At 73.7% G+C, this 26,381-nt stretch carries 24 protein-coding genes and 1 pseudogene; 15 read left to right on the top strand and 10 right to left on the bottom strand.

The annotated features are described in order from the left end of the window. The first annotated feature begins 34 nt into the window (after nucleotides 1–34). Nucleotides 35–970, top strand: coding sequence for a DUF3626 domain-containing protein (locus BIV23_RS18545; protein WP_079173231.1), 936 nt, complete (start codon nucleotides 35–37; stop codon nucleotides 968–970). Here BIV23_RS18545 and BIV23_RS18540 read toward each other — a convergent pair. Then, nucleotides 915–1,562: a helix-turn-helix transcriptional regulator gene (locus BIV23_RS18540; RefSeq protein ID WP_071381990.1), complete on the bottom strand. Its 648-nt coding sequence runs from the start codon at nucleotides 1,560–1,562 to the stop codon at nucleotides 915–917. The two genes, BIV23_RS18545 and BIV23_RS18540, sit on opposite strands and share 56 nt — an antisense overlap. 276 nt (nucleotides 1,563–1,838) lie before the next feature. Here BIV23_RS18540 and BIV23_RS18535 point away from each other — a divergent pair, with 276 nt between their 5' ends. The 3 genes from BIV23_RS18535 (at nucleotide 1,839) to BIV23_RS18525 (ending at nucleotide 7,504) form a co-directional block, all read left to right on the top strand. Then, a complete protein-coding gene (locus BIV23_RS18535; RefSeq protein WP_071381989.1) occupies nucleotides 1,839–5,018 on the top strand; it encodes a cytochrome P450 in 3,180 nt (1,059 codons plus the stop codon). 177 nt (nucleotides 5,019–5,195) lie between these two features. Beyond that, complete coding sequence (locus tag BIV23_RS18530) at nucleotides 5,196–6,485, top strand: ROK family transcriptional regulator (protein ID WP_071381988.1); 1,290 nt, start codon at nucleotides 5,196–5,198, stop codon at nucleotides 6,483–6,485. A 137-nt stretch (nucleotides 6,486–6,622) separates the two neighbouring features. Further along, a complete protein-coding gene (locus tag BIV23_RS18525) occupies nucleotides 6,623–7,504 on the top strand; it encodes an alpha/beta fold hydrolase (RefSeq protein WP_071381987.1) in 882 nt (293 codons plus the stop codon). A gap of 160 nt (nucleotides 7,505–7,664) precedes the next feature. On the opposite strand, the gene BIV23_RS18520 is transcribed toward BIV23_RS18525, so the two are convergent. Continuing rightward, on the bottom strand, nucleotides 7,665–8,696 hold the full coding sequence (locus BIV23_RS18520) for a PHP domain-containing protein (protein ID WP_071381986.1): 1,032 nt from the start codon (nucleotides 8,694–8,696) through the stop codon (nucleotides 7,665–7,667). A gap of 124 nt (nucleotides 8,697–8,820) precedes the next feature. On the opposite strand from BIV23_RS18520, the gene BIV23_RS48680 reads away from it, so the two are divergent. Then, the gene (locus BIV23_RS48680; protein WP_071381985.1) at nucleotides 8,821–9,066 is read left to right on the top strand and encodes a hypothetical protein; all 246 of its coding nucleotides are present in this window, start codon (nucleotides 8,821–8,823) and stop codon (nucleotides 9,064–9,066) included. Between the two features lie 18 nt (nucleotides 9,067–9,084). Here BIV23_RS48680 and BIV23_RS18510 read toward each other — a convergent pair. Next, a pseudogene (locus tag BIV23_RS18510) lies at nucleotides 9,085–9,933 on the bottom strand (glycoside hydrolase family 16 protein); the annotation flags it as partial. Nucleotides 9,934–10,191: 258 nt separating this feature from the next. Here BIV23_RS18510 and BIV23_RS18505 point away from each other — a divergent pair. Together BIV23_RS18505 and BIV23_RS18500 are read left to right on the top strand one after the other, a co-directional pair. After that, on the top strand, nucleotides 10,192–12,651 hold the full coding sequence (locus tag BIV23_RS18505) for an ArnT family glycosyltransferase (protein ID WP_071381983.1): 2,460 nt from the start codon (nucleotides 10,192–10,194) through the stop codon (nucleotides 12,649–12,651). Between the two features lie 42 nt (nucleotides 12,652–12,693). Continuing rightward, complete coding sequence (locus BIV23_RS18500) at nucleotides 12,694–13,638, top strand: ribose-phosphate diphosphokinase (protein WP_071381982.1); 945 nt, start codon at nucleotides 12,694–12,696, stop codon at nucleotides 13,636–13,638. Nucleotides 13,639–13,657: 19 nt separating this feature from the next. Here BIV23_RS18500 and BIV23_RS18495 read toward each other — a convergent pair whose 3' ends face one another. Further along, on the bottom strand, nucleotides 13,658–14,038 hold the full coding sequence (locus BIV23_RS18495; RefSeq protein WP_079173240.1) for an anti-sigma factor antagonist: 381 nt from the start codon (nucleotides 14,036–14,038) through the stop codon (nucleotides 13,658–13,660). Nucleotides 14,039–14,195: 157 nt separating this feature from the next. Further along, entirely contained in the window at nucleotides 14,196–15,146 is a 951-nt protein-coding gene (locus tag BIV23_RS18490; protein WP_177239942.1) for an NADP-dependent oxidoreductase, read from the bottom strand. Between the two features lie 71 nt (nucleotides 15,147–15,217). Here BIV23_RS18490 and BIV23_RS18485 point away from each other — a divergent pair, with 71 nt between their 5' ends. After that, nucleotides 15,218–16,186: a GlxA family transcriptional regulator gene (locus BIV23_RS18485; RefSeq protein ID WP_177239941.1), complete on the top strand. Its 969-nt coding sequence runs from the start codon at nucleotides 15,218–15,220 to the stop codon at nucleotides 16,184–16,186. Between the two features lies 1 nt (nucleotide 16,187). Here the strand turns inward: BIV23_RS18485 and BIV23_RS18480 are convergent, their stop codons facing one another. After that, a complete protein-coding gene (locus BIV23_RS18480; RefSeq protein ID WP_071381979.1) occupies nucleotides 16,188–17,813 on the bottom strand; it encodes an amidohydrolase in 1,626 nt (541 codons plus the stop codon). A 33-nt stretch (nucleotides 17,814–17,846) separates the two neighbouring features. Continuing rightward, nucleotides 17,847–19,358 carry an APC family permease gene (locus BIV23_RS18475; protein ID WP_071381978.1) on the bottom strand — a complete coding sequence of 504 codons (1,512 nt, stop codon included), beginning with the start codon at nucleotides 19,356–19,358 and terminating at the stop codon, nucleotides 17,847–17,849. A gap of 145 nt (nucleotides 19,359–19,503) precedes the next feature. Here BIV23_RS18475 and BIV23_RS18470 point away from each other — a divergent pair, with 145 nt between their 5' ends. Both BIV23_RS18470 and BIV23_RS18465 read left to right on the top strand, forming a co-directional pair. Next, entirely contained in the window at nucleotides 19,504–20,223 is a 720-nt protein-coding gene (locus BIV23_RS18470; RefSeq protein WP_071381977.1) for a TetR/AcrR family transcriptional regulator, read from the top strand. A 44-nt stretch (nucleotides 20,224–20,267) separates the two neighbouring features. Then, entirely contained in the window at nucleotides 20,268–20,732 is a 465-nt protein-coding gene (locus tag BIV23_RS18465; protein WP_071381976.1) for a pyridoxamine 5'-phosphate oxidase family protein, read from the top strand. Nucleotides 20,733–20,872: 140 nt separating this feature from the next. Here the strand turns inward: BIV23_RS18465 and BIV23_RS18460 are convergent, their stop codons facing one another. After that, complete coding sequence (locus BIV23_RS18460; RefSeq protein ID WP_071381975.1) at nucleotides 20,873–21,322, bottom strand: nitroreductase family deazaflavin-dependent oxidoreductase; 450 nt, start codon at nucleotides 21,320–21,322, stop codon at nucleotides 20,873–20,875. Nucleotides 21,323–21,521: 199 nt separating this feature from the next. Between BIV23_RS18460 and BIV23_RS18455 the strand changes: the two genes are divergently transcribed. From BIV23_RS18455 to BIV23_RS18445, 3 genes are all read left to right on the top strand, one after another. Beyond that, nucleotides 21,522–21,983 carry a nuclear transport factor 2 family protein gene (locus tag BIV23_RS18455; protein ID WP_071381974.1) on the top strand — a complete coding sequence of 154 codons (462 nt, stop codon included), beginning with the start codon at nucleotides 21,522–21,524 and terminating at the stop codon, nucleotides 21,981–21,983. 200 nt (nucleotides 21,984–22,183) lie between these two features. Next, entirely contained in the window at nucleotides 22,184–23,413 is a 1,230-nt protein-coding gene (locus BIV23_RS18450) for a cytochrome P450 (RefSeq protein WP_071381973.1), read from the top strand. Nucleotides 23,414–23,425: 12 nt separating this feature from the next. Continuing rightward, nucleotides 23,426–23,632: a ferredoxin gene (locus tag BIV23_RS18445; RefSeq protein WP_071381972.1), complete on the top strand. Its 207-nt coding sequence runs from the start codon at nucleotides 23,426–23,428 to the stop codon at nucleotides 23,630–23,632. On the opposite strand, the gene BIV23_RS18440 is transcribed toward BIV23_RS18445, so the two are convergent. Further along, the gene (locus tag BIV23_RS18440; protein WP_071382066.1) at nucleotides 23,607–24,194 is read right to left on the bottom strand and encodes a TetR/AcrR family transcriptional regulator; all 588 of its coding nucleotides are present in this window, start codon (nucleotides 24,192–24,194) and stop codon (nucleotides 23,607–23,609) included. The two genes, BIV23_RS18445 and BIV23_RS18440, sit on opposite strands and share 26 nt — an antisense overlap. Before the next feature lie 119 nt (nucleotides 24,195–24,313). Between BIV23_RS18440 and BIV23_RS18435 the strand changes: the two genes are divergently transcribed. Together BIV23_RS18435 and BIV23_RS18430 are read left to right on the top strand one after the other, a co-directional pair. Beyond that, on the top strand, nucleotides 24,314–24,772 hold the full coding sequence (locus tag BIV23_RS18435) for a nuclear transport factor 2 family protein (protein WP_071381971.1): 459 nt from the start codon (nucleotides 24,314–24,316) through the stop codon (nucleotides 24,770–24,772). Nucleotides 24,773–24,797: 25 nt separating this feature from the next. Next, nucleotides 24,798–25,331, top strand: coding sequence for a flavoprotein (locus BIV23_RS18430; RefSeq protein ID WP_071381970.1), 534 nt, complete (start codon nucleotides 24,798–24,800; stop codon nucleotides 25,329–25,331). Here the strand turns inward: BIV23_RS18430 and BIV23_RS18425 are convergent. Continuing rightward, nucleotides 25,328–26,194 (bottom strand): hypothetical protein, encoded by an 867-nt coding sequence (locus BIV23_RS18425; RefSeq protein ID WP_071381969.1) that lies wholly within the window; start codon nucleotides 26,192–26,194, stop codon nucleotides 25,328–25,330. The two genes, BIV23_RS18430 and BIV23_RS18425, sit on opposite strands and share 4 nt — an antisense overlap. Nucleotides 26,195–26,381 lie beyond the last annotated feature (187 nt).

Raw genomic sequence — 26,381 nt, 5'->3', positions numbered from 1 at the left:
CGACCAGCTTATGTAGGCAAAAGGAGAGTGGCCAATGGATTTCCAGGAGGGGCTGCCGCCGCGTGCCCGGCGGGCGCTGGACCACGTCGCCGCCGGGGTGACCGGCCCGCCGCTCGACCCCGGCCTGCGCATCACCCTGAACTTCCATCCGGACCGGATCTCCGCCGGAGCGCCGATCCTCGAGGCGCTGGCCCGGGACGGCGCGTACCACTCGCAGTACGTCACCGGCACCAGCAACGGCGGGCTCACCGCGCACCCGGGCGGTGACCGCACGCGCTGGGAGAGCCGGATCTTCGCAGGCGCGTACGACGACGCGCCCGCGCCGGAGCGCCCGCTGTACGGCGCCCTGAACTTCCGCCGACAGGTGGTCGGCGCGGCGCCCCGCTTCGGCTCCTCGCACCTGAGGCTCACCGGCGCGGTCCTGCGGCGCGCCACCTTCTGCTACCCCGACAGCGCGGCCGAACCCGCCGACTTCGGGGTGGCCGGGGCGATGCCGCTGATCGCGCTCGCCGAGGCGGACGAGCAGGACGCGCTGAACGACTACGTCGAGAGCCATGTGCACGCCGGTGTGCTGCTGGCCAGGGACGTCGAGGCGCTCGTCCTCGACGCCGGCTACCGGGGCACCGACGTCGAGACGGCGGCCCGGCGCCTGCCCTTCCCCGTCGAATGGCACCCCGGCTACCGGCTCACCGTCACCGCGCTGCGCCGGCACGCCGACTACCGGGGTCCCCGGTACGCCGACCTCGGCGCCCGGATCGCCGAGCGCGGCCTGCTCACCCCGCGCGTCATCGGCGACGCGGCCCGTACCGGCCGCCACGAACTCCAGCACCTGAAGATGGTCTGGCACACCCTGGCCCGCTTCGGCGCGCCGGAGGGCGCGGGCACGGCCCGGGTGCCCGCGGCGCGGCCGCGCCCTACTCCGTCTCCGGCGCCCTGCTCCGCGCCCGGGGCGGCCACACCCCCGGCCTGAGGACGCCCGACGCGTAGGCGCGGGCGACCAGTTCGGTCCGGTTCGCCGCGCTCCAGCGGGCCGACAGCCGGCGCAGGTGGTAGGTGACGCCGTCCTTGCTGAGGCCCAGTTCGCGGGCGGCCTCGGCCGTGCTCGCGCCGCCCGCCAGCAGGGCCAGCACCCGCCCCTCCACCGGGGTGACCGGTGCCGGTTCCGGCTCGGGCGGCGCGCACTCGCCCTGGACCCGGAGCATCACCAGCAGCGCCGGGGTCTCGTCCACGGTGTCGCTGACCGGGTCCGCCGTCAGCTCCCCGAACCGCTCCGCCCCGCCGGGCGCGCGCCAGCGCACCGACACCTGGTAGCGCGAGCGGTGCCGCAGCCGCAGCGCCTGGGCGATCCGCTCCACCTGCCCGGCCTCCTGCGGCCGGAACAGCTCCAGCACGTCCCGGCCGCGCAGCCGCCCCGGCGTCGTACCGCACTCCGCCGCCATCGCGGGATTCGCCAGCACCACCTGGCCGTACACGTCGCACACCGCGACCGGCACCGACACCCGGTCGAAGACCAGCAGGGCCCGGTTGCGCCAGACCACCGCGTCGGCCCGCCCCAGGTCCATGTCCACCTCCCGATGCGTCGAGCCGTCCCTGCCGGTCCGTGCTCGTCGGTCCACGCTCGTCGATCGCCGCCGGCCGATCCCCGCACATCCAAGACGAGAACCCAGGTCAGCGGCAAACCGCACGCCTCCCGCGGGCCGGCGCAAGCCCCGCAACCGAGTTTTGACTGCGCGATCGTGTAGTGCCACGGCGCTGGCACGTGCCACCGGTCGCCCACGCTGGATCCAGTGCTCGGTTACCGCGAGTACTCCGCTACGGCGAAAGGCAGTTGTCGCGTCATGCCCCCCACCGCACCGCACCCCGACCCGGCCGCGGCCCTGCCCGGCGTCCCCGTCGTCGACATCACCGCCACCGGCCCCGGTCGCACCCCGATCCAGCAGGTCATGGAGCTGATGCGCGCCCACGGCCCGGTGCTGGTGCGCCGGCTGCACGGCCGTGACGTGATGTTCGTCGCCGACGCCGACCTCGTCGCGGACCTCGCCGACGAGGACCGGTTCGCCAAGCACATCGGTCCCGCCCTGGAGAACGTGCGCGAGTTCGCCGCCGACGGCCTGTTCACGGCGTACAACGATGAGCCCAACTGGGCCAAGGCGCACGACATCCTGATGCCCGCCTTCGCGCTCGGCTCGATGCGCACCTACCACCCCGTCATGCTCGAGGTGGCCCGCCGGCTCATCGGCTCCTGGGACCGCGCGGCCCGCAGCGGCGAGGCCGTGAACGTGCCCGACGACATGACCCGCATGACCCTCGACACCATCGGCCTGGCCGGGTTCGACTACGACTTCGGCTCCTTCGAGCGCGCCGAGCCGCACCCCTTCGTGGAGTCCATGGTCCGCTGCCTGGAGTGGAGCATGACCCGGCTCGCCCGGACCCCGGGCGAGGACCACTCCGCCCTCGACGCGGCCTTCCGGGCCGACGCCGACTACCTCGCGCAGGTCGTGGACGACGTGATCGCCTCCCGCGCCGGCACGGACCAGAGCGGCGCCGAGGACCTGCTCGGCCTGATGCTCAGCGCCCCGCACCCCGCCGACGGCACCACCCTGGACACCGCCAACATCCGCAACCAGGTCATCACCTTCCTCATCGCCGGCCACGAGACGACCTCCGGCGCGATGTCCTTCGCCCTGTACTACCTGGCCAAGAACCCGGCCGTGCTCCGCCTGGTGCAGCGCGAGGCCGACGCGCTGTGGGGCGACGACGCCGACCCGGAGCCGACGTACGACGAGATCGGCCGGCTCACCTACACCCGCCAGGTTCTCAACGAGGCGCTGAGGCTGTGGCCGACGGCCGCCGCCTTCAGCCGCAGGGCCCGCGAGGACACCCTGCTCGGCGGCCGGATCCCGATGCGCGCCGGACAGGCCGTCACCGTCATGGCGCCGATGCTGCACCGGCAGCCGGTGTGGGGCGACAACCCCGAGCGCTTCGACCCCGAGCGGTTCACCGCCGAGGCGGAGGCGGCCCGCCCGGTGCACGCCTTCAAGCCCTTCGGCACCGGCGAACGCGCCTGCATCGGGCGGCAGTTCGCGCTGCACGAGGCCACCATGCTGCTCGCCATGCTGGTCCACCGCTACCGGCTGCACGACCACGCCGACTACCAGCTGCACGTCAAGGAGACCCTCACCCTCAAGCCCGAGGGCTTCACGCTCACGCTGACCCCGCGCACCGCCGCCGACCGCGTCCACGCCCCGCTGCCCGGCGCCGCGGCCCCGCAGGAGGACGCCGCACGGACCCCGGACACGCTCCCGGCCCGCGTCCGGCCCGGCACCGCCGCCCTGTTCCTGCACGGCAGCAACTACGGCACCTGCCGCGCCTTCGCCGCGCAGCTCGCCGACGAGGCCGCCGCCGTCGGCTGTGCCACCGAGGTCGCCGCCCTGGACGCGTACGCCGACGGGCTGCCCACCGACCGGCCTGTCGTCATCACCGCCGCCTCCTACAACGGCCGCCCCACCGACGACGCGACCGCCTTCGCCGCCCGCCTGGACGCCGCCCCCGACCTGACCGGGGTCACCTACGCCGTCCTCGGCGTCGGCGACCGCAACTGGGCGGCCACCTACCAGCACTTCCCCACCCGCGTCGACGCCCGCCTCGCCGAGCTCGGCGCGACGAGGCTGACCGAGCGCGCCGCCGCCGACGCCTCCGGCGATCTCACGGGCACCGTACGGGAGTTCACCACCCGGCTGCGCACCGCCCTGCTGACCGAGTACGGCGACCCCGACGCCGCGCCGCGGACCACGGACGAACCCGCCCACGCCTACGCGGTCCGCACCCTGGCCGGCGGTCCGCTGGACGCCCTCGCCGAGCGGCACGAGCTGGTCCCGATGACGGTGACCGAGGCCCACGACCTGACCGCGCCCGGCTACGCGCGCACCAAGCGGTTCCTGCGCATCGCCCTGCCCGAGGGCGTCACCTACCGCACCGCCGACCATCTCACCGTGCTCCCGGCCAACGCGCCGGAGCCGGTGGACCGCGCGCTCGCCGCGTTCGGCCTCGACGCCGACGCCGTCCTGGACATCCGCGCCACCCGCCCGCGCCGCGACGGCCTCGCCGTCGACCGCCCGCTGACGGTACGTCAATTGCTCACTCACCACGTCGAGTTGCAGGAGCGCCCGACCGGCCGGCAGCGGGCTCTGCTCGCCGAGGCCAACCCCTGCCCGCCCGAGCGGGCCGCCCTCGCCGCGCTCGGCGACGACGACCCGCGCACCCTGCTGGAGCTGGTCGAGGACCACCCGGCCCTGCGCGGCGCCCTCGGCTGGCCGCTCCTGCTCGACCTGCTGACCCCGCTCAAGCCGCGCCACTACTCGGTGTCGTCCTCCCCGGCGTCCGACGCGCGCCACGTCGACCTCATGGTCTCCGTGCTCGACGCCCCCGCCCGCTCGGGCCGCGGCCGCTACCGGGGCACCGGCTCGGGCCACCTCGCCGCCCTGAAGCCCGGCGACACCGTGTACGCCCGGGTCCAGCCCTGCCGCGAGGCATTCCGGATCGACGGCTCGGCGCCGGTCGTCATGATCGCCGCCGGCACCGGCCTCGCCCCGTTCCGCGGGGCCGTCGCCGACCGTGCCGCCGCCCGCGCCGCGGGCGCCGAACTCCCGCCCGCGCTGCTGTACTTCGGCTGCGACGCACCCGACGCCGACTACCTGCACGCGGACGAGCTGGCCGCCGCCGAGGCCGCCGGTGCCGTCTCGCTGCGCCCGGCCTTCAGCGCGGCGCCCGAGAACGGTGCCCTGTTCGTCCAGCACCGCATCGCCGCCGAGGCCGACGAGGTCTGGGACCTGCTCGACGCGGGCGCCCGGGTGTACGTCTGCGGTGACGGCTCCCGCATGGCCCCCGGCGTCCGCGAGGCGTTCCGTACCCTGTACCGGGAACGCAACCACGACGCCGACGGGTCCGCCGCCGACGGCTGGCTGAACTCGCTGGTGGCGGACGGGCGTTACGTCGAGGACGTGTACGCGGCGGGCTGAGCCGCGGGGGAGGGGCGCGCGGTGGGGGCGCAGCGGCGGCTGCGGCCTCCGTCGGCGCCCCGCTCCGTGGCGGAGCCGCTCTTAGCTCAGATCGTGAACTAAGACGGCGGTAAAGTCGCGTTCCGACTGCCCGAAGGAGTATGTTGCAGGTCGGGCAGGGTTTGTGAAGGGAGCGGCATGGCGGGGCGGAACGGGCGCACGGTACGCGACCTCAGGCGGGGCAACCGCACGGCCGTGTTGCAGAAGCTGTACTTCGACGGCCCGCTCAGCCGGTTCGAGCTGGGCCCCGCGACGGGCCTGAGCTCCGGCTCGGTGAGCAACGTCGTCGCGGATCTGGTCGCCGACGGGCTGGTCGAGGAGGCGGGCAGCGTCGACTCCGACGGCGGCCGGCCGCGCACCCTGCTGCGCGTCAGCCCGCACAGCGGACAGATGATCGGCGTCGACGTCGGCGAGACCCGGGTCCGCGTCGAGCTCTTCGATCTGGCCCTGACCGAACTCGCGCGCACGGAACGCCCGTTGACGCCGCAGGGCTACGACGTCGAGGTGATCGCGGGCCACATCCGCGACGGCATCGCCGAGGTCCTCGGCGCCGAACGGGCCGTTCCCGAGCGGCTGCTCGGCGTCGGTGTCGGGGTCCCCGGCATCGTCGAGCACACCCCGGACCGGGGTGCCGTCGTGCACGGCCAGACCATCGGCTGGGACGCCGTACCGCTGGAGCGGCTGCTCCGCTCGGCCTCCCGGCTCCCGGACGGGATCCCGTACTTCATCGACAACGGCGCCAAGACCCTGGGCCAGGCCGAGATGTGGTTCGGCGCCGGACGCGGAGCCCGCAACGCCGTCGTCGTCCTGTTCGGCTCCGGCGTCGGTGCCTGCCTGGTCACGCCGGAGGTGGAGCACGGGCGCGCCGTCGAGTGGGGGCACCTGACGGTCCGGGTGCGCGGGCGGCGCTGCCGGTGCGGTGCGCCCGGCTGCCTGGAGGCCTACGCGGGCGCCGAGTCCCTGCTCGCCCGCTGGCGCGAGGAGGGCGGCCGGCCGCCCGAGCCTGCCGACGAGGAGACCGCGCTCACCGCGATGCTCGTCGCCGCCTACCCGCCCGAGGGCACCGCGCCCGACCCGGTGGCCCTCGCCGTCCTGGAGGAGACCGCCGAGTACCTCGGCGCGGGCCTGTCCGACCTGATCAACCTCTTCCAGCCCGAGCGGATCATCGTCGGCGGCTGGGCCGGGCTCCAGCTCGGCACCCGTTTCCTGCCCGCCGTACGCCGGCACGCCGCGACGTACGCGCTGCGCCACCCGGCCGACCGGGTCACCATCGACCTCGGCCGGCTCGGCCCCGACGCGGTCACCGTCGGCGCCGCGATCCTCCCCCTGGCCGACTTCTTCGCGAGCGGCGGCCGCCGTCCCGAACCCCTTCCCGAGGACCGCCTGCCGGCCTGGCGCGCCGCCCTGCGCGAGCGCGCCCCGCGCTGAGCGGCGCCGTGGGCCCGAGGGCGATGACGTCGCGGGTAATCGACCCGTGCGGGGGATCCGGGGAGCATCGGTGATGTCAGGGCGACCGAGCAGCGTCGCACCCGGGCCCGAGGGCCCCGCACCTTACGGAGGCACCCATGCCGTACTTCGAGAGCCCCGTCGACGGAACCCGACTGCACTACACCGACCACGGCCCCGCGACCGGCCCCGTGGCCGTCTTCGTCGCCAGCGCCTACCTCGGCCACGAGATGTGGGAGTACCAGACCCTGCCGCTCGCCGAGGCCGGATTCCGCTGCGTCGCCCTGGACCGGCGCGGCCACGGACGCTCCGACGACACCTGGTCCGGTTACGACCTCGACACCCTCGCCGACGACCTGCACGGCCTGCTCGACCACCTCGACCTCGACGAGGTCACCCTGGTCGGGCACTCCGTCGGCACCGCCGAGGTGGTCCGCTGCGTGACCCGGCACGGCACCGCCCGCGTGCACCGCGTCGCCCTCGTCGCCGGGGTCTGCCCCGGGATCGTCCGCTGCCCGAACCTCCCCGAGGGCGTCGACCCCGAGGCCATCCGCGCCGACGAGGAGCTGTTCCGGCGTGACCGGCCCGCCTACTACACCCTCCTCGCGGACGACTTCTTCGCCGTCCAGTTCCCGGACAACGCCGTCTCGCCGGCCTACGTCGGCCATCTGATCGACCTCTGCCTGGCCGCCGGGCCACGCGCCTCGACCGGGGTCCGGGCGGTGGTCGCCGACCTGGACATCGCCGACGAGCTGCCCGGCCTCGACCTCCCGGTGCTGGTCGTGCACGGCACCCATGACGCCTCCGCGCCCCTGGCCCTCACCGGCGAGCGTGCGGCCCGGCTGGTGCCGGACGGCACCCTGAAGGTGTACGACCGGGCCGGCCACGGCCTGTTCGCCACACACGCGGACCGGCTCACGGCCGACCTGCGGCAGTTCATCGAGGCGGGGGCCGTACGGCGGACCGCCGAATTCGCCGGGGCGGGCGCCGGCGCCCGGTGACACGGGTCACGTACAGCTCCGGAACACCCGGGGGCGGTTGCCCGTTGAACCAAGTGTGGGTGTGGCGGACTCCTCCGCCGGGAGACGACCGCACTGCGCGCCCACCGCCCGGCCGCCCCGGCCGTGATTCCCCCGTCACGGCCGGGGCTTTCCACGTCGCTCACGCCCGCGCCGGGATCCGGCCCTCACGGGTCCAGGCCAGCAGTTCGTCGGCCGACCAGGTGGTGACCACCCGTTCGGCCCGCACCGCGCACTCCTCGGCCCGGGCGCACCCGAGGATCTGCCAGTCCAGCTGGCCCGGTGCGTGCGCGTCGGTGTCGACCGAGAACAGCACCCCCGCCGCCACGGCCCGGCGCAGCAGCCGGCGGGGCGGGTCCAGCCGCTCGGGCCGGCTGTTGATCTCCACGGCCGTACCGGACTCGGCACAGGCGGCGAACACCGCGTCCGCGTCGAACTCCGACTCCGGCCGTCCCCGCCCCGTGATCAGGCGCCCGGTGCAGTGCCCGAGGACGTCCGTGTGCGGATCGCGTACGGCGGCCACCATCCGCCGGGTCATCGAGCGGGCGTCCATCCGCAGCTTGGAGTGCACGGACACCACGACCACGTCCAGCAGCCGCAGCAGTTCCGGCTCCTGGTCCAGCGAGCCGTCGTCGAGGATGTCGCACTCGATGCCGGTGAGCAGCCGGAACGGCGCCCAGCGTGCGTTCAGCCCCGCCACCACGTCCAGCTGCTCGCGCAGCCGCCGCGGCGACAGGCCCCGGGCCACGGTCAGCCGCGGGGAGTGGTCGGTCAGTGCCGTCCATTCATGGCCGAGCGCGGCCGCCGCCCGCCCCATCTCCTCGATCGGGCTGCCGCCGTCGGACCAGTCCGAGTGGGTGTGGCAGTCCCCCCGGATCAGCGCCCGCAGCCCCGCCCCGGCGCCCTGCGCGGGCACGCCCCCGCCCTCCCGCTCCAGTGCGCTGAGATACCCGGGCACCTGGCCGGCCAGCGCCTCCCGCACCACCTGCGCGGTCTTCGGCCCGACCCCCTTCAGCGCCTCCAGCGTCCCGGCCGCCGCCCGCTCGGCGACCTCGCCCTCGGGCAGCGCGGCCAGCGTCCGGGCGGCCGTACGGAAGGCCTTCACCCGATAGGTGGGTGCGAGCGACCGCTCCAGGAGGAAGGCGATCCGCTCGAGCGCGGCGACGGGTTCCACACGACCAAGGCTGCCGCAGACGCGCCGACGGGGCGCGGGGAGCGGCGACCGACCGCCTGCGGCCGGCCGCGGGCGAAACCGCTCGGGATCACCCCGGACCCGGATGCGTTCTACGCTGATGTGCATGACCGAACAAGCAGCTCCCCACATCTCCCATCCGCGGGTCCTGGTGCTCGGGGTGTGCCCGGGCAAGCCGGGTGAGCCGCCCTTCCGGATCATGGAGATCGACGGTCAGGTGATCGGTGCGGCCCGCAACGTCACCGACGTACTGGAGACCGCCGCGTCGTACGGCATCACCATCCACGACATGGACGACCCCGACGTGGTCCGCTGGGTCGGCGGAGGCAAGTACACCTGGACGCTGCACTGAGCCCGGTCCGGCTCAGCCGTTGCTCGTCGTCACCGACACCGAGTCCACCACCAGCTGCTGCGGGAACCGCGTGGAGCCGTCGGGGTCGCCGGGCCAGTAGCCGCCGACGGCCAGGTTCAGGATCAGGAAGAAGGGCTTGTCGTCGAACACCCATGTCCCGCCGCCCAGGTCGGCGGGCGTGCGCCGCTCGTAGACGGTCCCGTCCACCGACCAGGTGATCGAGCCGGGCGCCCAGTCCACGGCGAAGGTGTGGAAGGCGTCCGCGAAGGCCTGCCCGTTCGGCAGCGAGTACGCCGCGCCGATGCCGCCGGAGCCGGAGTAGCCGGGGCCGTGGATGGTGCCGTGCACGGTCGAGGGCTCGAAGCCGACGTTCTCCATCACGTCGATCTCGCCCGAGTCCGGCCAGTTGACCGGCGTGCCGAGCATCCAGAAGGCCGGCCACATGCCCTGCCCGCGCGGGATCTTCATCCGTGCCTCGACATGCCCGTACCGGGCGTTGAACTTCCCGGCCGTGTTCAGCCGGGCCGAGGTGTACTGGCAGGTGCCGTACCAGCACTGGTACCCGGCCGGGTTCTCCTTGCGGGCCGTGATCACCAGGTGTCCCTGGCCGTCCAGGGCCGCGTTGTCCGTCCCGGACGTGTAGTACTCCCGCTCGTGGTTGTTGACGTTGTCGCCGGTCTCCAGCGTCCACTTCGAGGAGTCGACCGCGGCGCCCGCGGGCCCGTCGAAGGTGTCGGAGAAGGTGGTGACGGCTGCCGCGTGCGGAGCGGCGGTCTGCGCCCGGGCCGGGCCGACGGCGGCGGTGCCGACCAGGGCGGCGGACAGGGCGGCGAAGAGGCAACTGCGGAGCAGGCGTGGGGAAGCCATGACTCTCCGTTCACTGTGGGGGGGGTGAGTCGCCTCTTGATTCAAGGGGTGAGATAAGTGGTCGTCAACACTCCGGTACAGACCTATTTCTGACGAACCGTCAGATGAAAATGTGCTACCCCGCCGGTAAGGAATTCACTTGACCGGCGTCATTGCGATGTCATGCGGTTAAAGAACAACCCTTGACGCGGTGAGAGTTTCCTTGAAAACGGCCCGCATCGGCGTTATGGGCGCACGGCGTGCCGAAGACTGCTGCCCATGGCCACGAACGTCCTCCACGCAGCCGCCCCCACCGGTGCCGATCGCCGCCAGCCATGGCGGTCACCGCAGGGCGAGCCCGCGTACGCCCGTCCTGTACTGCTGATTCTCGTCGTGCTCGCCGCCGTGCTGTACGCCTGGGGCATCGACCGCAGCGAGTACCACACGTTCTACGCGAGTGCCGCCCGCAGCATGACGGAGAGCTGGAAGGCTTTCTTCTACGGCTCTTTCGATCCCGGTAATTCCATCACTCTCGACAAATTGCCGGGATTCCTCTGGCCACAGGCGTTGTCCGCGCGGCTCTTCGGATTCCATCCGTGGGCACTGACCCTGCCCCAGGTCCTGGAGGGCGTGGCGAGCCTGCTGGTGCTGCACCGCATCGTGCGCCGGTGGGCCGGAGTGCACGCGGCGCTGATCGCCGGGGCGGCGTTCCTGGTGACCCCCGTCGCGGTCGGGCTGTTCCGCACCGCGGTCGAGGACCCGATGTTCACGCTGTGCCTGCTGCTGGCGGCCGAGGCCACCCAGCGGGCCGCCCTGGCCGGCCGGCTGCGCCCGCTGGTCCTGGCCGGTGTATGGGTCGGCGTCGGTTTCCAGGCCAAGATGCTGGAGGCGTGGGCCGTCCTGCCCGCGCTCGCCCTCGTCTACCTGGTCTCAGCACCGCTCACGCTGCGCCGGCGGCTGGCCCACCTCGGCGTCTCCGCCGTGGTGATGACCGCGGTGTCGGCGTCGTGGATGCTCGCCGTCACCCTCACCCCGGCCAAGGACCGGCCCTATGTGGACGGCACCACCAACAACTCCGCGTTCAGCATGGTCGTCGGCTACAACTTCCTGACCCGGTTCTCCTCGCTCGGCATCAGCGCGGCCTCGACGGGGAGCATCAGCTCGACTCAGGGCGGCGGAGGCGGCGGCCACGCCCGCACCGGGCAGGGCCTCGGCCAGGCGACCGGTCGGGGCACCGGGTCGGGAACCGGTCCGGCGACGGGGACGGCGACGGGCGCGGGAGCGTTCGGCGGTGCCGGTCACCGTGCGCACAGCGGTGACCGCGCCTTCGGCGGGGACCGCGCGCCCGGCGGTTCCGGTGCCTTCGGCGCGCGGGGTGCGCAGGGCTTGGGGGCGGCCCGGAACCCGGGCGGATCCACGAGTGCGGGCACGGCGGCCGGACGGGCAGGTGGCGGCGGCGGTGGCTTCGGCGGTGACCAGAACGGCTGGTCGAAGATGTTCGGCACGTCGCTCGCCTCCCAGACCGGCTGGTTCTACCCGATCGCCGCCATCGCCGCGGTGTGCGGACTGCTGTGGTCCCGGGGACGGCCGCGCACGGACCGACTGCGCGCCGGGTACGTCCTGTGGAGCACCTGGCTGGCCCTGTACTTCCTGGTCTTCAGCGCCGGCAGCGTCGCCGGGCACACGTACTACATGGGCGTGATCGCCGTGCCGCTCGCCGCGCTCACCGGTGCCGGGACCGTGCTGATGTGGCGCGCCTACCGGGCCGGCGGCCCCCGCGCCTGGGCCCTGCCGGGCGCGGTGGCGGCGACGGCGGCCTGGGCCGCGTATCTCGCCGGGCAGTTCACGTCCTTCGCGCCGTGGCTGGCGCCCACCGTGGGCGTGCTCGCCGTCGCCGGTCTGGCGCTGCTCTTCCTGGCCCGGACGGGCGGGCAGCGGGCCGGCGGCCGGTTCGCGCTCGCCGGGCTCGCCGCCGCGCTGGCCGCCCTCCTCATCGCCCCGAGCGCCTGGGCGGTGCAGGTCTTCGCCCCGTCGTACCGCACCAACACCATGGGCGCGGTCGGCCCGTCCGCCTCCGGGCGCGGCTTCGGCGGGACGCGCCCTGGGACCGGACGGCTCGGGCAGACGGCCTGGGCCGGAGGTGCCGCCTTCGGGCGGGCGAGCCGGGGCGGCACGCGCGGCATGACCAGGACCGGGGCCGGCGGCGGCATGGGCGGCTTCGGCGGCGCGTCCGGGACCGGCGCACTGACCGCGGTGCAGCGGCGGCTGCTCGACTACACCCGCGCCCACCAGGGCTCCGCGGCCTACCTGTTCGCCACCACCAGCTGGAGCACGGCATCGCCGTACATCCTGGCGGCCGGTGCCCACGTGCTGCCGGTCGGCGGCTTCAGCGGGCGCGTGCCGTTCCCGACCGAGGGCCGGTTCCAGCAGCTCGTCGCCGACGGCACGGTGCGCTACGTGCTGCTCGGCGGCGGACGGGGCATGGGCGCCGTGTTCGGGGGCGCCGGGCAGGCGGTCACCGGTGAGCGGACGGCCGCGGGCGTCGTGAAGCAGGCCACGCCGGCCGCCGGACAGACGGCCGCCACGCAGATCACCGCCTGGGTACAGGCCACCTGCACCGAGGTCCCGGCCTCGGCCTACGGCGGCACGGACTCCGCCGCCGCGGCGCCGTCCCCGGCGGGACGCGTCGGGGCGACGGCCGGCGCACAGACGCTCTACCGGTGCGGGCGGGGCCAGTAGCATGAGCCCGGCAGCCGGTGCCGATCATGCGAGGAGCGGATCGTGCGGGACATCTCCGTCTTCAGCGGCAGTGCTCATCCCGAACTGGCCCGGGAGGTCTGCGCCCACCTCTCGGTGCCGCTCAGCCCGACCCGGGTCAGCCGGTTCGCCAACGACTGCCTCGAGGTGCAGCTCCAGGCCAACTGCCGGGAGCGGGACGTCTTCCTGATCCAGCCGCTGGTCCGGCCGGTGCAGGAGCACCTGGTGGAACTGCTGCTGATGTGCGACGCCGCCCGGGGCGCCTCGGCGGCCCGGATCACGGTCGTCATGCCGCACTACTCCTACGCCCGCTCCGACAAGAAGGACGCGCCGCGCATCTCGCTGGGCGGGCGTCTGGTCGCCGACCTGCTGGTCGCGGCCGGCGCCCGCCGGGTGCTCGCCATGACCCTGCACGCCCCACAGGTGCACGGCTTCTTCTCGGTGCCGGTGGACCATCTGCACGCGCTGCGCGAACTGGCCGCGCACTTCAGGCAGTACGACCTGACGCGCACCACGGTCGTCTCGCCCGACCTCGGCAACGCCAAGCAAGCCGCCGCCTTCGCCCGGCTGATCGGGGCGCAGGTGGCGGCCGGCGCCAAACAGCGCTACGCCGACGACCGGGTGAGCATCAGCTCCGTCATCGGCGATGTCACCGGCCGCGATGTCATCGTGCTGGACGACGAGATCGCCAAGGGCAGCACCGTGCTCGAACTCCTCGACAGACTCCGGGAGTCGGGGCCTCGCTCGATCCGGGTGGCGTGCACGCACGGAGTGTTCGCGGGCGGCGCCGTCAAACGGCTGAGCGAGCAGCCGGACGTCCTGGAGATCGTCTGCACCAACACCGTTCCGGTGCCGGAGGACGAACACACCGGAAAGCTCCGGGTGTTGTCCATCGCCCCCGCCCTGGCCGAGGCGGTCCGGCGCATCCACAACGGTGAATCGGTGAGCGCCCTGTTCGAGCACGCGTAGCGCACGGGGCAGGTGCCGGTCACAGCGAGCCGGACGCGGCTCCGGGCCGGGCCAGGGCCGCGTCCAGGCTCGGATGCGCGGGCAGCAGCCGGGACAAGCCGGTGGCCTCCAGGACACGCAGGGTCAGCGGCTGCGCGCACACCAGGTACAGCTGCCCGCCGCCGTCCAGCACCCGGGAGCGGGCCCGGTGCAGCAGCCGCAGCCCCGAGCAGTCGAAGAACTCCACCGGACCCAGGTCGATCACGACCCGGGCGCCGGGCCGGCCGGTGAACCGGTCCAGCAGCGGGCCGATCTCCGTCGCCGAGACGAGGTCGATCTCGCCCCGCAGCTCCAGTACCGTGTGCGCCCGGTGCTCGTAGACCCGCAGATGGCGGTGGAAGGGTGCACGCTCGTCCCGCACGACCGTCTCACCTCCCACCCGCGCCCGGCCGTTCCAGGTCAGTTCCCGACCGTCAAGTTACCCTCCGCGGGAGGAATTTGAGCATGTTCGATTGACATATGTCGACGGGTTTCGGCGCCCGTCGACCGGATGTCCGACGGGCGCCCGCTGCTCGTCCTCAGCCGGCCAGCAGCACCAGCTTCCCCGTCGTCCGGCCGGTCTCGCCCAGGGCGTGCGCCTTCGCCGCGTCGGCCAGCGGGAACGTCCCGGCGATCGTCGCCGTCAGCTTCCCCGCGGACGCCAGCTCCGCGATCGCCTCCATCCCGGCGCGGTCGGCGTCCACCAGCATGCGCACGGCCCGTACGCCGAGCCGCTCGGCCTCGTCGTCGAGTTCCCGGGAGCCCACGGGCAGGATCGACACCAGGACACCGCCCGGCCGCAGCATCCGCAGCGAGGCGACGGAGGTGTCCCCGCCGAGGGTGTCCAGGACGACGTCGACGTCCCGCACGGTCCCGGTGACGTCGGTGGTGCGGTAGTCGACCGGCTCGTCCACGCCGATCTCCCGCAGGAAGTCGTGCTTGCCCGCGCTCGCCGTCCCGATCACGTACGCGCCCCGCGCCTTGGCGATCTGCACCGCCACGTGCCCGACCCCGCCGGCCGCCGCGTGGATCAGCACGCGCTGCCCGGGCCGGACGTCCGCGTGCTCGGTCAGCGCCTGCCAGGCGGTCAGGGACACCAACGGCAGTGCGCCCGCCTGCACATGGTCGAGGGAGGCCGGCTTGCGCGTGAGGGCACGCACCGGCGCGAGCACGTACTCGGCGTGCGAGCCGGCGCCGTAGGGGTAGGGCAGCATGCCGAAGACCTCGTCGCCCGGCGCGAAGGCGGCCACGCCGATCCCGGTCTCGGCGACCTCGCCGGACACGTCCCAGCCCAGCACGAACGGCGGCTCGCCCAGGAAGACGCCGAGGGCCCGGTGCTTCCAGTCGGTGGGGTTGACCCCGGCGGCCCGCACCCGGACGAGCACCTGGTTAGGCCCCGGCTTCGGCCGCTCCAGCTCCACTTCCCGCAGCACCTCGGGACCGCCGAGGACGTCCTGGCTGATGGCTCGCATCGTGTTCACATCGCTCATGGTCACCCAGCCTGCCCGGGTTCGCGCGGCCGGGAAATGGCATGACAGCCACCTTCCGATAGGATCCTGCCATGCCTGATGCACCGCTGCGCACCCGGCGCCCCGAGCGGGTGGCCGTGCTGGCCCTGGACGGCGTCTACCCCTTCGAGCTGGGCATCCCCAGCCGCATCCTCGGCGCGGCCGACGGCCACTACGAGGTGCTGACCTGCTCGGTCGACGGCCGGCCGGTGCGCAGCAGCGCCGACTTCACGATCGGCGTCCAGCACGGCCCCGAGATCCTGGACACGGCGGACACGGTGGTCGTCGCCTCCATGCCCCCGGCGTACATCCCCGGCGAACTGCCCGCCGAGGTCGCCGCCGCGCTCGCCCGCATCCGCCCGGACGCCCGGATCGTCTCGATCTGCACGGCCGCGTTCGTCCTCGCCGAGGCCGGCCTGCTCGACGGCCGCAGCGCCACCACCCACTGGCACATGACGGAGCCGTTCCGGCGCCGCTTCCCGCAGGTCGACCTCGACCCGGACGTCCTCTTCGTCGCCGACGGCCGCATCCTCACCTCGGCCGGCGCCGCCGCCGGGGTCGACGTCTGCCTGCACATGGTGCGCACCGACCACGGCAGCGAGCTGGCCAACTTCGTCGCCCGCTGCTGTGTCGTCCCGCCCTTCCGGGACGGCGGCCAGGCCCAGTACATCGAGCAGCCCGTCCCGCAGAGCGGCGCGGCGAGCACGGCCGGGACCCGCCTGTGGGCCCTGGAGCGGCTCGGCGAGCCGCTCACCCTGACCGACCTCGCCGGCCACGCCCGGATGAGCCTGCGCACCTTCGCCCGCCGCTTCCGCGACGAGGTCGGCCTCAGCCCCGGCCGCTGGCTGATCCAGCAGCGCGTCGCCCGCGCCCGTCATCTCCTGGAGTCCAGCGACCTGCCGGTGGACCGGATCGCCGCCGAGGTCGGCTTCGCCACCGGAGCCTCGCTGCGCCAGCACCTGCACGCGGCGATCGGGGTGTCCCCGCAGGCCTACCGCCGGACGTTCCAGCGGGCCCGCTGAATCACGGCGCGCCGTACACCCGCTCCCCGCCCACATAGGTGAGCGCCACGGCCGTCTCGGCGATCGCCTCCGGCGGACCGGCGAGCGGGTCCCGGTCGAGCACCACCAGGTCGGCGAGCGCCCCGACGGCCACCCGGCCGGTGTCGTCCAGGTGGTTCACGTACGCCGACCCGGCCGTGTACGCGCTCAGCGCGTCCGCGAGGTCCAGCCGCTGACCGGGCAGGAACACCGGTCCGCCGCCGCCCGGTTCGACCCGGTTGACCGCGACATGGATGCCCTGGAGCGGATCGGGGCTGCTCACTGGCCAGTCGCTGCCCGCCGCGAGCCGCGCCCCGGACCGCAGCAGCGCCCCGAACGGGTACTGCCAGGAGGCCCGTTCGGCCCCGAGGAAGGGGATCGTCAGCTCGTCCATCTGCGGCTCGTGCGCGGCCCACAGCGGCTGGATGTTCGCGGTGGCGCCGAGCCGGGCGAACCGCGGTACGTCGTCCGGATGCACGACCTGGAGGTGGGCGAGGTGCGGCCGGGTGTCGCGCGGCCCGTTCGCGGCCCGCGCCGCCTCGACGGCGTCCAGCGCGTCCCGTACGGCCCGGTCGCCGAGCGCGTGGAAGTGGCACTGGAAGCCGAGGGCGTCCAACTCGGTGACGTACGTGGGCAGTCGACCCGGATCGACGAAGCTCTTGCCCCGGTTGGCGGTCGCGCACCCGCACCGGTCCAGATAGGGGTCGAGTAGCGCGGCCGTACCGTTCTCCGCGACCCCGTCCAGCATCAGCTTCACCGTGCCCGCCCGGAACCGACCGTGGTCCAACTCCCGGCGCTTCTCCACCAGTTCGGGAATCTGCTCGGCGCCCCGCTCCCGGTCCCACCACAGGGCGCCGCGCACCCGCGCCGTGAGGGAACCGTCCCGGGCCGCGGCGACATACGCCCCGGCCGGGTCGGCCATGCCGAGGAAGTCGCCGACCAGCGCGTCCTGCCAGGCGGTGATGCCGAGCGCGTGCAGATGCCGCTGGGCGTGCAGCAGCGCGGCCAGCCGGTCGGCGGGGGTCGCGGGCGGGGTCAGCCGGCCGACCAGCCGCATCGCCCCCTCCTGGAGGGTGCCGCTCGGCTCGCCGGAGGCGTCCCGCTCGATCCGTCCGTCGGCCGGGTCGGGGGTGTCCCGGCCGATACCGGCCAGCTCCAGCGCCCGGCTGTTGACCCAGGCGCCGTGATGGTCCCGGTTGGGCAGATACACCGGCCGGTCCGGTACGACCGCGTCGAGCAGTTCCTTGGCCGGCGTACCGCCCGCGAACGCCTCCATCGACCAGCCGCCGCCGAGGATCCACGTCCGGTCGGGACGGTCGTCCGCATAGGCGCGTACGGCGGCCACGGACTCCTCGGCCGTCCTCGCCCCCGTCAGATCGCACTGGGTCAGCTCCAGCCCGGCCGGCACCGGATGGACGTGCGCGTCCTGGAAGCCGGGCAGCAGCAGCCGTCCGGCGAGGTCCACCACCTCGGTGCGCGGCCCGGCGAGTTCACGTACCTCGTCGTGCCCGACGGCGGTGATCCGGTCACCGGTGACGGCCACGGCGCTCGCCGTACGACCCTCGGGGGTGAACACGGGGCCGCCGGTGAAGAGAAGATCAGCGTGCATGATGCCTTTCCCTGAGATCACGTGCTCGACAGGTCAGTTGGAGGTGGGGGAGGAGGGGAGCAGCTCGGGTGCGTCGGCGTCGGTGCCCGCGCCCGTGCGGAAGTACGGCGACCTGCGCGCCCACTTGGCCCACGCGGCCACCGCGAACCCGGAGGCGATCATCGCCACCGGCATGAGCAGCAGGAACCAGCCGTTGTCCGCGCGCAGTTCCAGACGGTCGGCCGAGCGGTAGAAGGACCAGCCGAGATACCCGCCGAGCCCCAGCAGCGCGAGCGCGCTCAGCGTGGGCAGCACCACCGCGCGCACCCCCAGCCGCCAGTCCTGCCGCAGCGTGCTCCGGAAGCGCGCGGCGGCGGCGAGCGCGGTCAGCGCGTACGACAGCGCGACGACGATCCCGACCGCGTTCACCGTCGCGTCGATCATGTCGGCGAGACGCGGGATCACCAGCGCGAGCAGCGCCACCGCCACGGACAGCGCCCCGATCAGCAGCGTCCCGGCCGCCGGGGTGCCGTACCGGCGGCTGACCCTGGACCACACCGGCCCGAGCGTTCGGTCCCGGCTCATCGCGAACATCCCCCGGGCCGTCGGGATGACCCCCGCCTGAAGCGAGGCCACGGCCGAGAACATCAGCGCCACGAGTGGCAGCGCTGCCAGCGGCTGATGGGCCAGCCGGTCCCCGAAGTACGCCAGCCCCTCGGCGCCGTGCCCGGCCAACTCCCGTTCGGACAGCACCCGTTGGAAGGCGACCGAGCCGAGCAGGAACAGCCCGAGCATGGTCACCAGGGTGATCGTCCCGGCCCGGGAGGCGTCGCGCGGGTCGCGCACCTCCTCGTTGACCGTGAACGCGGCCTCGAACCCCCAGTAGCAGAACACCGACAGCAGCATCCCCTGGGCCAGGGCGGACGCCGAGGGGATCGCGAAGGGGTCGAACCAGGAGAGCCGGAACGGGTGCGGGCCCCGCACGATGCCGTAGCCGCAGAACCCGAGCAGCACCACGTACTCGAACACCAGCAGCCCCGTCTGCAGCCGGGCCGCCGTACGCACACCCGTCACGGCGGTCAGCGTGACCGCGACCAGCACCACGATGCCGACCGCCGTCGTCTGTGCCGTCGACCCCGCGTCGAGCGCGAGGGAGCCGATCCGGTGCACGCCCGCCTCCTGGGCCAGCTGGAGCAGCGCCGAGCCGGTGACCGCCGTGGTGTAGGCGAGGAACGCCACGCTCGCCACGCAGTTGACCCAGCCGACCATGAAACCGAGCCAGGGACTGAGCGAACGGCCCACCCACACATAGCCGTTGCCCGCGTTCGGCTCCACCCGGTTGAGCCGGGAGTAGGCCCCGGCGATGCCGAGGACCGGCAGGAACGCCAGCAGCATGATGGCCGGCAGGTGCAGGCCGACCACCCCGGCCGTCACCCCGAGACCGATGCCGATGCTCGTGGTCGCGGCCGTACTGGAGGCGGCGACGGCGATGCCGTCCAGCACGCCCAGGGACTTGCGCAGCTCGGGCTGCGCGGGGGGATCCACACCGAAGGGGGTATCGCTCATCGCTGGCTCTCCGCTCGCACCGGGGGGCCCGGTCGGCCCCGGTGACCGGAGATGAAACCGCCGGTGCACTTCACAGGTCAACGGTGTTGTCATAAGGTGCCGGGCACGTCCGGGGGAGGGCGTCCGGATCCGAGGGAGGACCTTCATGAGCGAACGTGTCGTCCCGCCCGCCGCGCGGCGGCGCCGGCGCCCCACCAAACAGGGCGTCGTCCTGTCCGCGGAGCTGATCGTCGCGACCGCGCTGCGACTGATCGAGGAGCACGGCTCCGAGGCGCTGTCCGTGCGTCGCCTGGGCCGGGCCCTCGGCGCCGATCCCAGCTCCCTGTACCGGTACTTCCGGCACACCGACGACCTGATGCTGGCCGTCGCCGACGAGCTGATCGGCCGCTCGATGCGCTCCTGGCGGCCGACCGGCGACTGGCCGGCCGACCTGCGCGACCTGGGCCTGCGCATGCACGCCGGAGCCCTCGCGCACCCCCGTGCGGCGGTGCTCAGCGCCCACCGGGTCACCGGGCGCGCGCAGGAGATCCAGGCCGTGGAGACCATCCTCGGGGTGCTGCGGCGGGCCGGGTTCCCGGACCCGGAGGCGGTGCGGATCTACCACGCCTTCGTCGACCAGGCCCTCGCCTTCGGCGCCCTGGACTCCGCGGGCACCGCCCTGCCCCGGGCCGCGCGCGAGGCCGAGGCGCAGGTGTGGCGCGACACCTACGGCCGGCTGCCCGCCGCCACCCACCCGCACATCGCGGCCACGTCCCGCCATCTCGTGGCCACCATGCGCGCCAGTTCCTACCCGGCCGCCCTCGAGCTGTTCCTGACGGCCGCGCGGACACGCCTCGACCACGTCCGTGCGGACGGGGCGGGCTGACGGTCACACTGGACGGGATCCGCATCCCGAGGAGGCCGTACGCGATGACCCCACCGCCCGCCCGCACCACCGCGGAGCGCACGAAGGACACCCTGCACCGGCTGGAACACGACGTCGACGCCTGGGTGGCCACCGCCGGCCCCGACGGCGGCGCCCCTCATCTCGTGCCGCTGTCCTTCGTGTGGGACGGCGCCACGCTGCTGATCGCCGCCCCGGCCGACAGCGCCACCGGCCGCGATCTCGCCGCCACGGGCCGCGCCCGCCTCGGCCTCGGCCCCACCCGGGACGCCGTCGTCATCGAGGGCATCGTCCAGACCGTGCCCCCGGAGGACCTCCCGGAGGAGGACGCGGAGGTCTTCGCCGGCAAGACCGGCTTCGACCCCCGCCAACTCGCCACCCGCTACCTGTACTTCAAAGTCCTCCCACGACGCGTCCAGGCCTGGCACGAGGAGAACGAACAGGAGGGCAGGGAGCTGATGAGAGACGGTGAGTGGCTCAGCGCCCCGTAGCGGAACGCGGCCGTGACGGCATACGGCCCCGCCGCGACGGGGGAACGCGGCGGGGCCTTGATGCACGAGTGCCCGTCCCGGTACGGGGTCACACCTGTCCGGCGCAGATTTTTCTAAATTCCGCCGGTTCCCGGCGCGGATCAGCTCCCGTCGACGGGCTCCAGAACGAAGACCGGGATCGCGCGCGAGGTCTTCTCCTGGTACTCGGCGTACGGCGGGTACGCGGCCACGGCCCGCTCCCACCACAGTGCCTTCTCCTCGCCGGTGACCTCACGGGCCCGCATGTCCCGCTTGGCCGGGCCGTCCTGGAGCTCCACGTGCGGATCGGACGTGACGTTGAAGTACCAGACCGGGTGCTTGGGCGCGCCGCCCTGCGAGGCGACCGCCGCGTACGTCCCGTCGTGCTCCACCCGCATCAACGGGGTCTTGCGGATCTTGCCGCTCCTGGCCCCCCGGGTCGTCAGGATGATCACCGGAAGCCCGGTGTCCATCAGCGTCGTCCCCTTCGTCCCGCCGGAGCCCTCGTACAGCTCGACCTGCTCGCGCACCCACTGGGTCGGGCTGGGCTCGTACTCGCCCTCAAGAGGCATGGGTTGATCCCCTTCGTCGGTTCAACGGCTGTCTGCCACCGCGCACAACACCGGCGGCCGCGCGGATCATCCGCACCGCGCATCCCTTCCCCCGTACGGCCCTTACCTCACAGGTAGTCGAGCTCCACCGCCACCCGGCGGCACAGCGGCCCCGTCCCGGCCGCGCACCACCACCGGCACCCGAGGAGGCGCACCCGTCATGTCCGCCACTCCCACCGCCACCCCCACCCGCACCGTCGTGCGGGAACTGCTCCGCCGGATCGGCGAGGGCGAACCACGGCGGATCGCCGAGCTGTACGCGGACGGCTGCGACTGGCGCCTGGACCGGCCGCAGGACGCGCACGGCCGGGCCGCCACCCCGTGGATCCGGCACCGCTCCACCCGGGCCGACGCCGAGGCCCACTTCCGGGAGCCGGCCGCCCACCACGTACCGGGGCAGGCGGACACGACCGTGGAGCGGATCCCGGTCGACGGCGAGGACGCGGTGGTCCTCGGCGTCATCCGGCAGACGGCCGCACCGACCGGCCGGGCGTACACGGCCCGGTTCGCCCTGCACCTCACCGTGCGGGGCGGCCTGGTCGTACGGCACCACGTGTACGAGGACAGCCTCGCCGTGGCCCGCGCCTTCGCGTCGGGGGACGGCCGTACCCTGGAGCCATGACCGGCCATCCGGGTGGACCCGCGGCGGCCGGCCGGCGGCCCAGGGCCCCGGAATCCGGCCGGTTTCCCTCCCTCGCACCCCTCATCTTCAGCCAGATCCCTCGGTTCACCGAAGTGGCCGAACTTGTCGTGGACCTATAGGTGCCTCGGGCATCTAATGAAGATCGGTACCACGCACTTCTTCGTCTGCGAGGTCTTCTCATGACGGAACTGACGGACATGACCGGCCCGGCGACCCCGGCCGACCCCGTCGCCTTCCCGCAGGACCGCACCTGCCCCTACCACCCGCCCACCGGTTACGAGCCACTGCGTGACGGGCGGGCCCTGTCCCGCGTCACCCTCTTCGACGGCCGTGAGGTCTGGGCGGTCACCGGACACGCCGCCGCCCGCGCCCTGCTCTCCGACCCCCGGCTCTCCTCCGACCGCCGCCGGCCCGAGTTCCCCGTGCCCGCCGAGCGCTTCCAGGGCATCCAGGACCGCCGGGTGGCCCTGCTCGGGCTGGACGACCCCGAGCACAACCGGCAGCGGCGGATGATGATCCCGGAGTTCACCGTCCGGCGCGCCACCGAGCTGCGGCCCTGGATCCAGCGGGTCGTGGACGGGCTGCTGGACGCGATGATCGCCCAGGGCCCGCCCGCCGAACTGGTCTCGTCCTTCGCGCTGCCCGTGCCGTCGACGGTGATCTGCCATCTGCTCGGCGTGCCGTACACCGACCACGAGTTCTTCGAGGAACAGTCCCGCAGACTGCTGCGCAGCCGGACGGCCGACCAGGCCGTGGCCGCCCGCGCCCGCCTGGAGGAGTACATCGGGGGGCTGATCGACGACAAGGCGAAGGCGGCCGAGCCGGGCGACGGCATCCTCGACGACCTCGTTCACCAGCAGCTGCGCGACGGCGTCCTGGACCGTGCCGACGTCGTCTCCCTGGCCCTGATCCTGCTGGTCGCGGGCCACGAGACCACCGCAAACATGATCTCGCTGGGCACCTTCACCCTGCTCCAGCACCCCGAGCGGCTCGCCGAGCTGCGCGCCGACCCGGCGCTGCTGCCCGCCGCCGTCGAGGAGCTGATGCGGATGCTCTCCATCGCGGAGGGGCTGCAACGGGTGGCGCTGGAGGACATCGAGATCGGCGGCGAGACGATCCGGGCCGGCGAGGGCGTGCTCTTCTCGACCTCGGTGATCAACCGCGACCCGGCCCAGTACGAGGACCCCGACAGCCTGGACTTCCACCGCGGCACCCGGCACCACGTGGCGTTCGGCTTCGGCATCCACCAGTGCCTGGGCCAGAACCTGGCCCGCGCGGAACTGGAGATCGCCCTCGGCGCGCTGCTGACCCGGCTGCCCGGCCTGCGCCTCGCCGTGCCGGCCGAGGAGATCCCCTTCAAACGCGGCGACACGATCCAGGGGATGCTGGAACTCCCCGTGACCTGGTAAGAGGCTCAGCTCATGCGATTCAAGGTCAGCATCGACACGAACGTCTGCATCGGCGCGGGGCAGTGCGCGCTCGCCGCCCCGAAGGTCTTCACCCAGGACGACGACGGCTTCAGCGCGCTGCTCCCCGGCCACGAGGACGGCACGGACGAGCCGATGGTGAAGGAGGCGGCCCGCGCCTGTCCGGTCGGCGCGATCACGGTGTCGGAGACCACCGGCTGATCCCGTCCGCACCGGCGGCCGCCACCAGGGCCCGCGCCGCCTCGCGGGCCTCGGCCGCCGGCCGCGCGCCGCCCGTGACACCCGCCGTGACCATGGCCCCCTCCGCCAGCAGGAAGAGGGGGCCGGTGAGTACGGCGGGCAGTCCGGCCGCGTCCACCAGCGAGGCGAGGTAACCCCGGAAGGCCTCCTTGTGGGCGCGGACCTGCTCGGCCACAAGGGTGGACGTCGCGCCCAGCTCGCCGTAGGCGTTGAGCCAGGCGCAGCCGCGGAAGCCGGTCTCGCCGAACCACTCCTGGAGCCAGTCGAACACGGCCGGGATCCGCTCCCGCGGGTCCCGCTGCCGTGCGACGTGTGCGGCCAGCCGCCCGCGCCAGCGCTCGTCGCGCCGGACCAGGTACGCCACGACGAGCTGCTCCTTGGTCGGGAACAGCTGGTACAGGCGCTTGAGCGACAGCCCCGAGGCACCGCGCAGTTCGTCCATGCCGACGGCCTGGATGCCGCGGGCGTAGAACAGCTCCTCCGCGGCGTCGAGCGCGCGCTCCCGGGCGAGCGCGGTGTCCATCGGCGGCATCGGCACTCCTTGACTCCCTGACGGGTTCCTTGACGAGAGAACGAACGTTCTCCTACGGTAGCAGCCGAATGGAGAACGCTCGTTCTCCATCGCTGTCCGAGGAGGAGACCATGGCCGACCGCCCGCCGCTGCCGCCGTTCACCCGCGAGAGCGCCGCACAGAAGGTGCAGGCCGCCGAGGACGCCTGGAACACCCGGGACCCGCACACGGTGGCGCTCGCCTACACGCAGGACTCGGTCTGGCGCAACCGCGGCACCTTCGTCACCGGACGCACCGAGATCGTCGCGTTCCTCACCGCGAAGTGGGAGCGCGAGCTGGACTACGCCCTGCGCAAGGACCTGTGGGCCTTCGACGGCAACCGCATCGCCGTCCGCTTCCAGTACGAGTGCCACGACGCCGCCGGGCAGTGGTGGCGCTCGTACGGCAACGAGCTGTGGGAGTTCGACGAGCACGGCCTGATGACCCGGCGCGAGGCCGGCATCAACGACGTCGCCATCGAGGAGCGCGAGCGCCGCATCGCCGGACCCCGGCCCGAGAGCGAGCGCGGGGGGTCCTTCCCGCTCCGGTAGCTGCGCCGTTCAGTAGGGTTCGCGGATGACCCGACAGGCCGAGAAGCCCTTCCTGTACGTCGTCGTCTGCGCGGCGGGCGTCGCCGCCGGCGTCGACAGGCTGATCACCGCCGCGCAAGCGCGGGACTGGGCGGTCGGCGTCATCGCGACACCGGTCGCGGCGGGCGGCTTCTTCGACCTGGAGGCCGCGGCGGCACGGACCGGCCGTCCCGTCCGCTCGGCCTGGCGGACCCCGGCCGACCCCCGTCCCTTCCCGCCGCCGGACGCCGTGGCGGTGGCACCGGCCACCTTCAACACCGTCAACAAGTGGGCGGCCGGCATCGCCGACACGCTCGCCCTCGGCACCCTGTGCGAGGCCGCCGGCCTCGGCATACCCGTGGCGGCCCTGCCCTGCGTGGCCGCCGCCCTGGCCGCCCACCCCGCCTACCTCGACAGCCTGGCCCGGCTGCGCGGCATGGGCGTCCGCTTCGGCGAGCCGTACAACGGCGAGGTCCGGCCGGACGGCAGCCGGCCGGACTTCGCGTGGGAGCGGGCACTGGACCTGCTCGGGCCGCTCTAGCGGCAGGTCAGCTTCGGGCCCTCCAGCATGGCCCCGGTGTACATGCTCTGGCCCTGCGGCACCCAGTAACCGAGCTTCGAGACCACCGTGGAGCACTTCGCCCCGAGGGTGACGCGGACCCGGAGCTTCTCCGGGTGGCCGGGCTGGAGCTCGGTCACCGTGCAGTCCAGGGAGTTCGCCAGCCGGGTCTTCGACGGATAGCGGCCCACCAGCGGGTTCACACAGCGGTGGTCGGCGCTGCGGATCTGTACGCCGGTGCCCTCCTCGCCGATCATGCCCAGCCGCGCGTTGCCGTCGCCCTCGTCGCTGTTGCGGTGGATCGTGTACGTCACCGTCGTCGTGCTGTTGCGGCGCAGCACGGTGTTGTCGGCGCTGACCACGTGCGTGGCCTTGGCCATCGGCGCGGTCAGCGACACGGTGGCCCTGACCGTGCCCTTCAGGTCGACCCCGGCCGGCACCGACTTCACGTGCACCGTGGCGGAGATGTCGTACTCACCCGGACCGGCGTACAGCCGCGAGCCGGGCAGCGACCCGGTGCCCAGGGACTTGCCGGCGCGGTGCACCTCCCAGGAACCCTCGGTGCGGCAGACGTACTGCACCTTGGCGTCCGTGCCCCGGCAGGTGGCCGGGGCCGTGATGTTCAGTCTCGGCGATCCGGTGTCCGCGCACAGGCTGACCTGGGCCTGCTCGCCGTGCGAGCCGCGCAGGGTGCCCGCGGGCGCGCACAGCGTGCCCGGCGTCTCGGGCGCGGGGGCGGCGGATGCGGGTGCGGCAGTGGACTGCGCGCAGGCGGGGGTGACGAGGGCCAGGGGCAGCAGTGCTGCCCCGGCCAGGGCTCTGAACGTGGTGGAACGTGTCGGCACCGCGTTTCCTCCGAGGCGGCCGTGACCGGCCGGACGCCGGTCGTCTGCCGCCGAGAATGAGCCGACAGTACGACGATCCGCGCCTCCCACGCCGGGCGGTCACCTGACGGCAGCAACCACAGCGCCCCAAAGGGGCGCGGGGCCGTATCGATGTGCGGCCGCGCTGCGCGGGCGCGAGCGACCACCA

Origin of the sequence: Streptomyces monashensis, assembly GCF_001866665.1 — a bacterium.
GTDB classification, from domain to species: Bacteria; Actinomycetota; Actinomycetes; order Streptomycetales; family Streptomycetaceae; genus Streptomyces; species Streptomyces monashensis.
This window is presented reverse-complemented; position numbering and strand designations above follow the sequence as displayed.

Coding starts and splice junctions, on each gene's coding strand:
- BIV23_RS18525 (WP_071381987.1), top strand. CDS start 6,623: ATGCCGTACTTCGAGAGCCCCGTCGACGGAACCCGACTGCACTACACC.
- BIV23_RS18535 (WP_071381989.1), top strand. CDS start 1,839: ATGCCCCCCACCGCACCGCACCCCGACCCGGCCGCGGCCCTGCCCGGC.
- BIV23_RS18445 (WP_071381972.1), top strand. CDS start 23,426: ATGCGATTCAAGGTCAGCATCGACACGAACGTCTGCATCGGCGCGGGG.
- BIV23_RS18435 (WP_071381971.1), top strand. CDS start 24,314: ATGGCCGACCGCCCGCCGCTGCCGCCGTTCACCCGCGAGAGCGCCGCA.
- BIV23_RS18440 (WP_071382066.1), bottom strand. CDS start 24,194: ATGGACACCGCGCTCGCCCGGGAGCGCGCGCTCGACGCCGCGGAGGAG.
- BIV23_RS18485 (WP_177239941.1), top strand. CDS start 15,218: ATGCCTGATGCACCGCTGCGCACCCGGCGCCCCGAGCGGGTGGCCGTG.
- BIV23_RS48680 (WP_071381985.1), top strand. CDS start 8,821: ATGACCGAACAAGCAGCTCCCCACATCTCCCATCCGCGGGTCCTGGTG.
- BIV23_RS18470 (WP_071381977.1), top strand. CDS start 19,504: ATGAGCGAACGTGTCGTCCCGCCCGCCGCGCGGCGGCGCCGGCGCCCC.
- BIV23_RS18465 (WP_071381976.1), top strand. CDS start 20,268: ATGACCCCACCGCCCGCCCGCACCACCGCGGAGCGCACGAAGGACACC.
- BIV23_RS18530 (WP_071381988.1), top strand. CDS start 5,196: ATGGCGGGGCGGAACGGGCGCACGGTACGCGACCTCAGGCGGGGCAAC.
- BIV23_RS18480 (WP_071381979.1), bottom strand. CDS start 17,813: ATGCACGCTGATCTTCTCTTCACCGGCGGCCCCGTGTTCACCCCCGAG.
- BIV23_RS18430 (WP_071381970.1), top strand. CDS start 24,798: ATGACCCGACAGGCCGAGAAGCCCTTCCTGTACGTCGTCGTCTGCGCG.
- BIV23_RS18460 (WP_071381975.1), bottom strand. CDS start 21,322: ATGCCTCTTGAGGGCGAGTACGAGCCCAGCCCGACCCAGTGGGTGCGC.
- BIV23_RS18490 (WP_177239942.1), bottom strand. CDS start 15,146: ATGAGCGATGTGAACACGATGCGAGCCATCAGCCAGGACGTCCTCGGC.
- BIV23_RS18545 (WP_079173231.1), top strand. CDS start 35: ATGGATTTCCAGGAGGGGCTGCCGCCGCGTGCCCGGCGGGCGCTGGAC.
- BIV23_RS18450 (WP_071381973.1), top strand. CDS start 22,184: ATGACGGAACTGACGGACATGACCGGCCCGGCGACCCCGGCCGACCCC.
- BIV23_RS18455 (WP_071381974.1), top strand. CDS start 21,522: ATGTCCGCCACTCCCACCGCCACCCCCACCCGCACCGTCGTGCGGGAA.
- BIV23_RS18475 (WP_071381978.1), bottom strand. CDS start 19,358: ATGAGCGATACCCCCTTCGGTGTGGATCCCCCCGCGCAGCCCGAGCTG.
- BIV23_RS18540 (WP_071381990.1), bottom strand. CDS start 1,562: ATGGACCTGGGGCGGGCCGACGCGGTGGTCTGGCGCAACCGGGCCCTG.
- BIV23_RS18505 (WP_071381983.1), top strand. CDS start 10,192: ATGGCCACGAACGTCCTCCACGCAGCCGCCCCCACCGGTGCCGATCGC.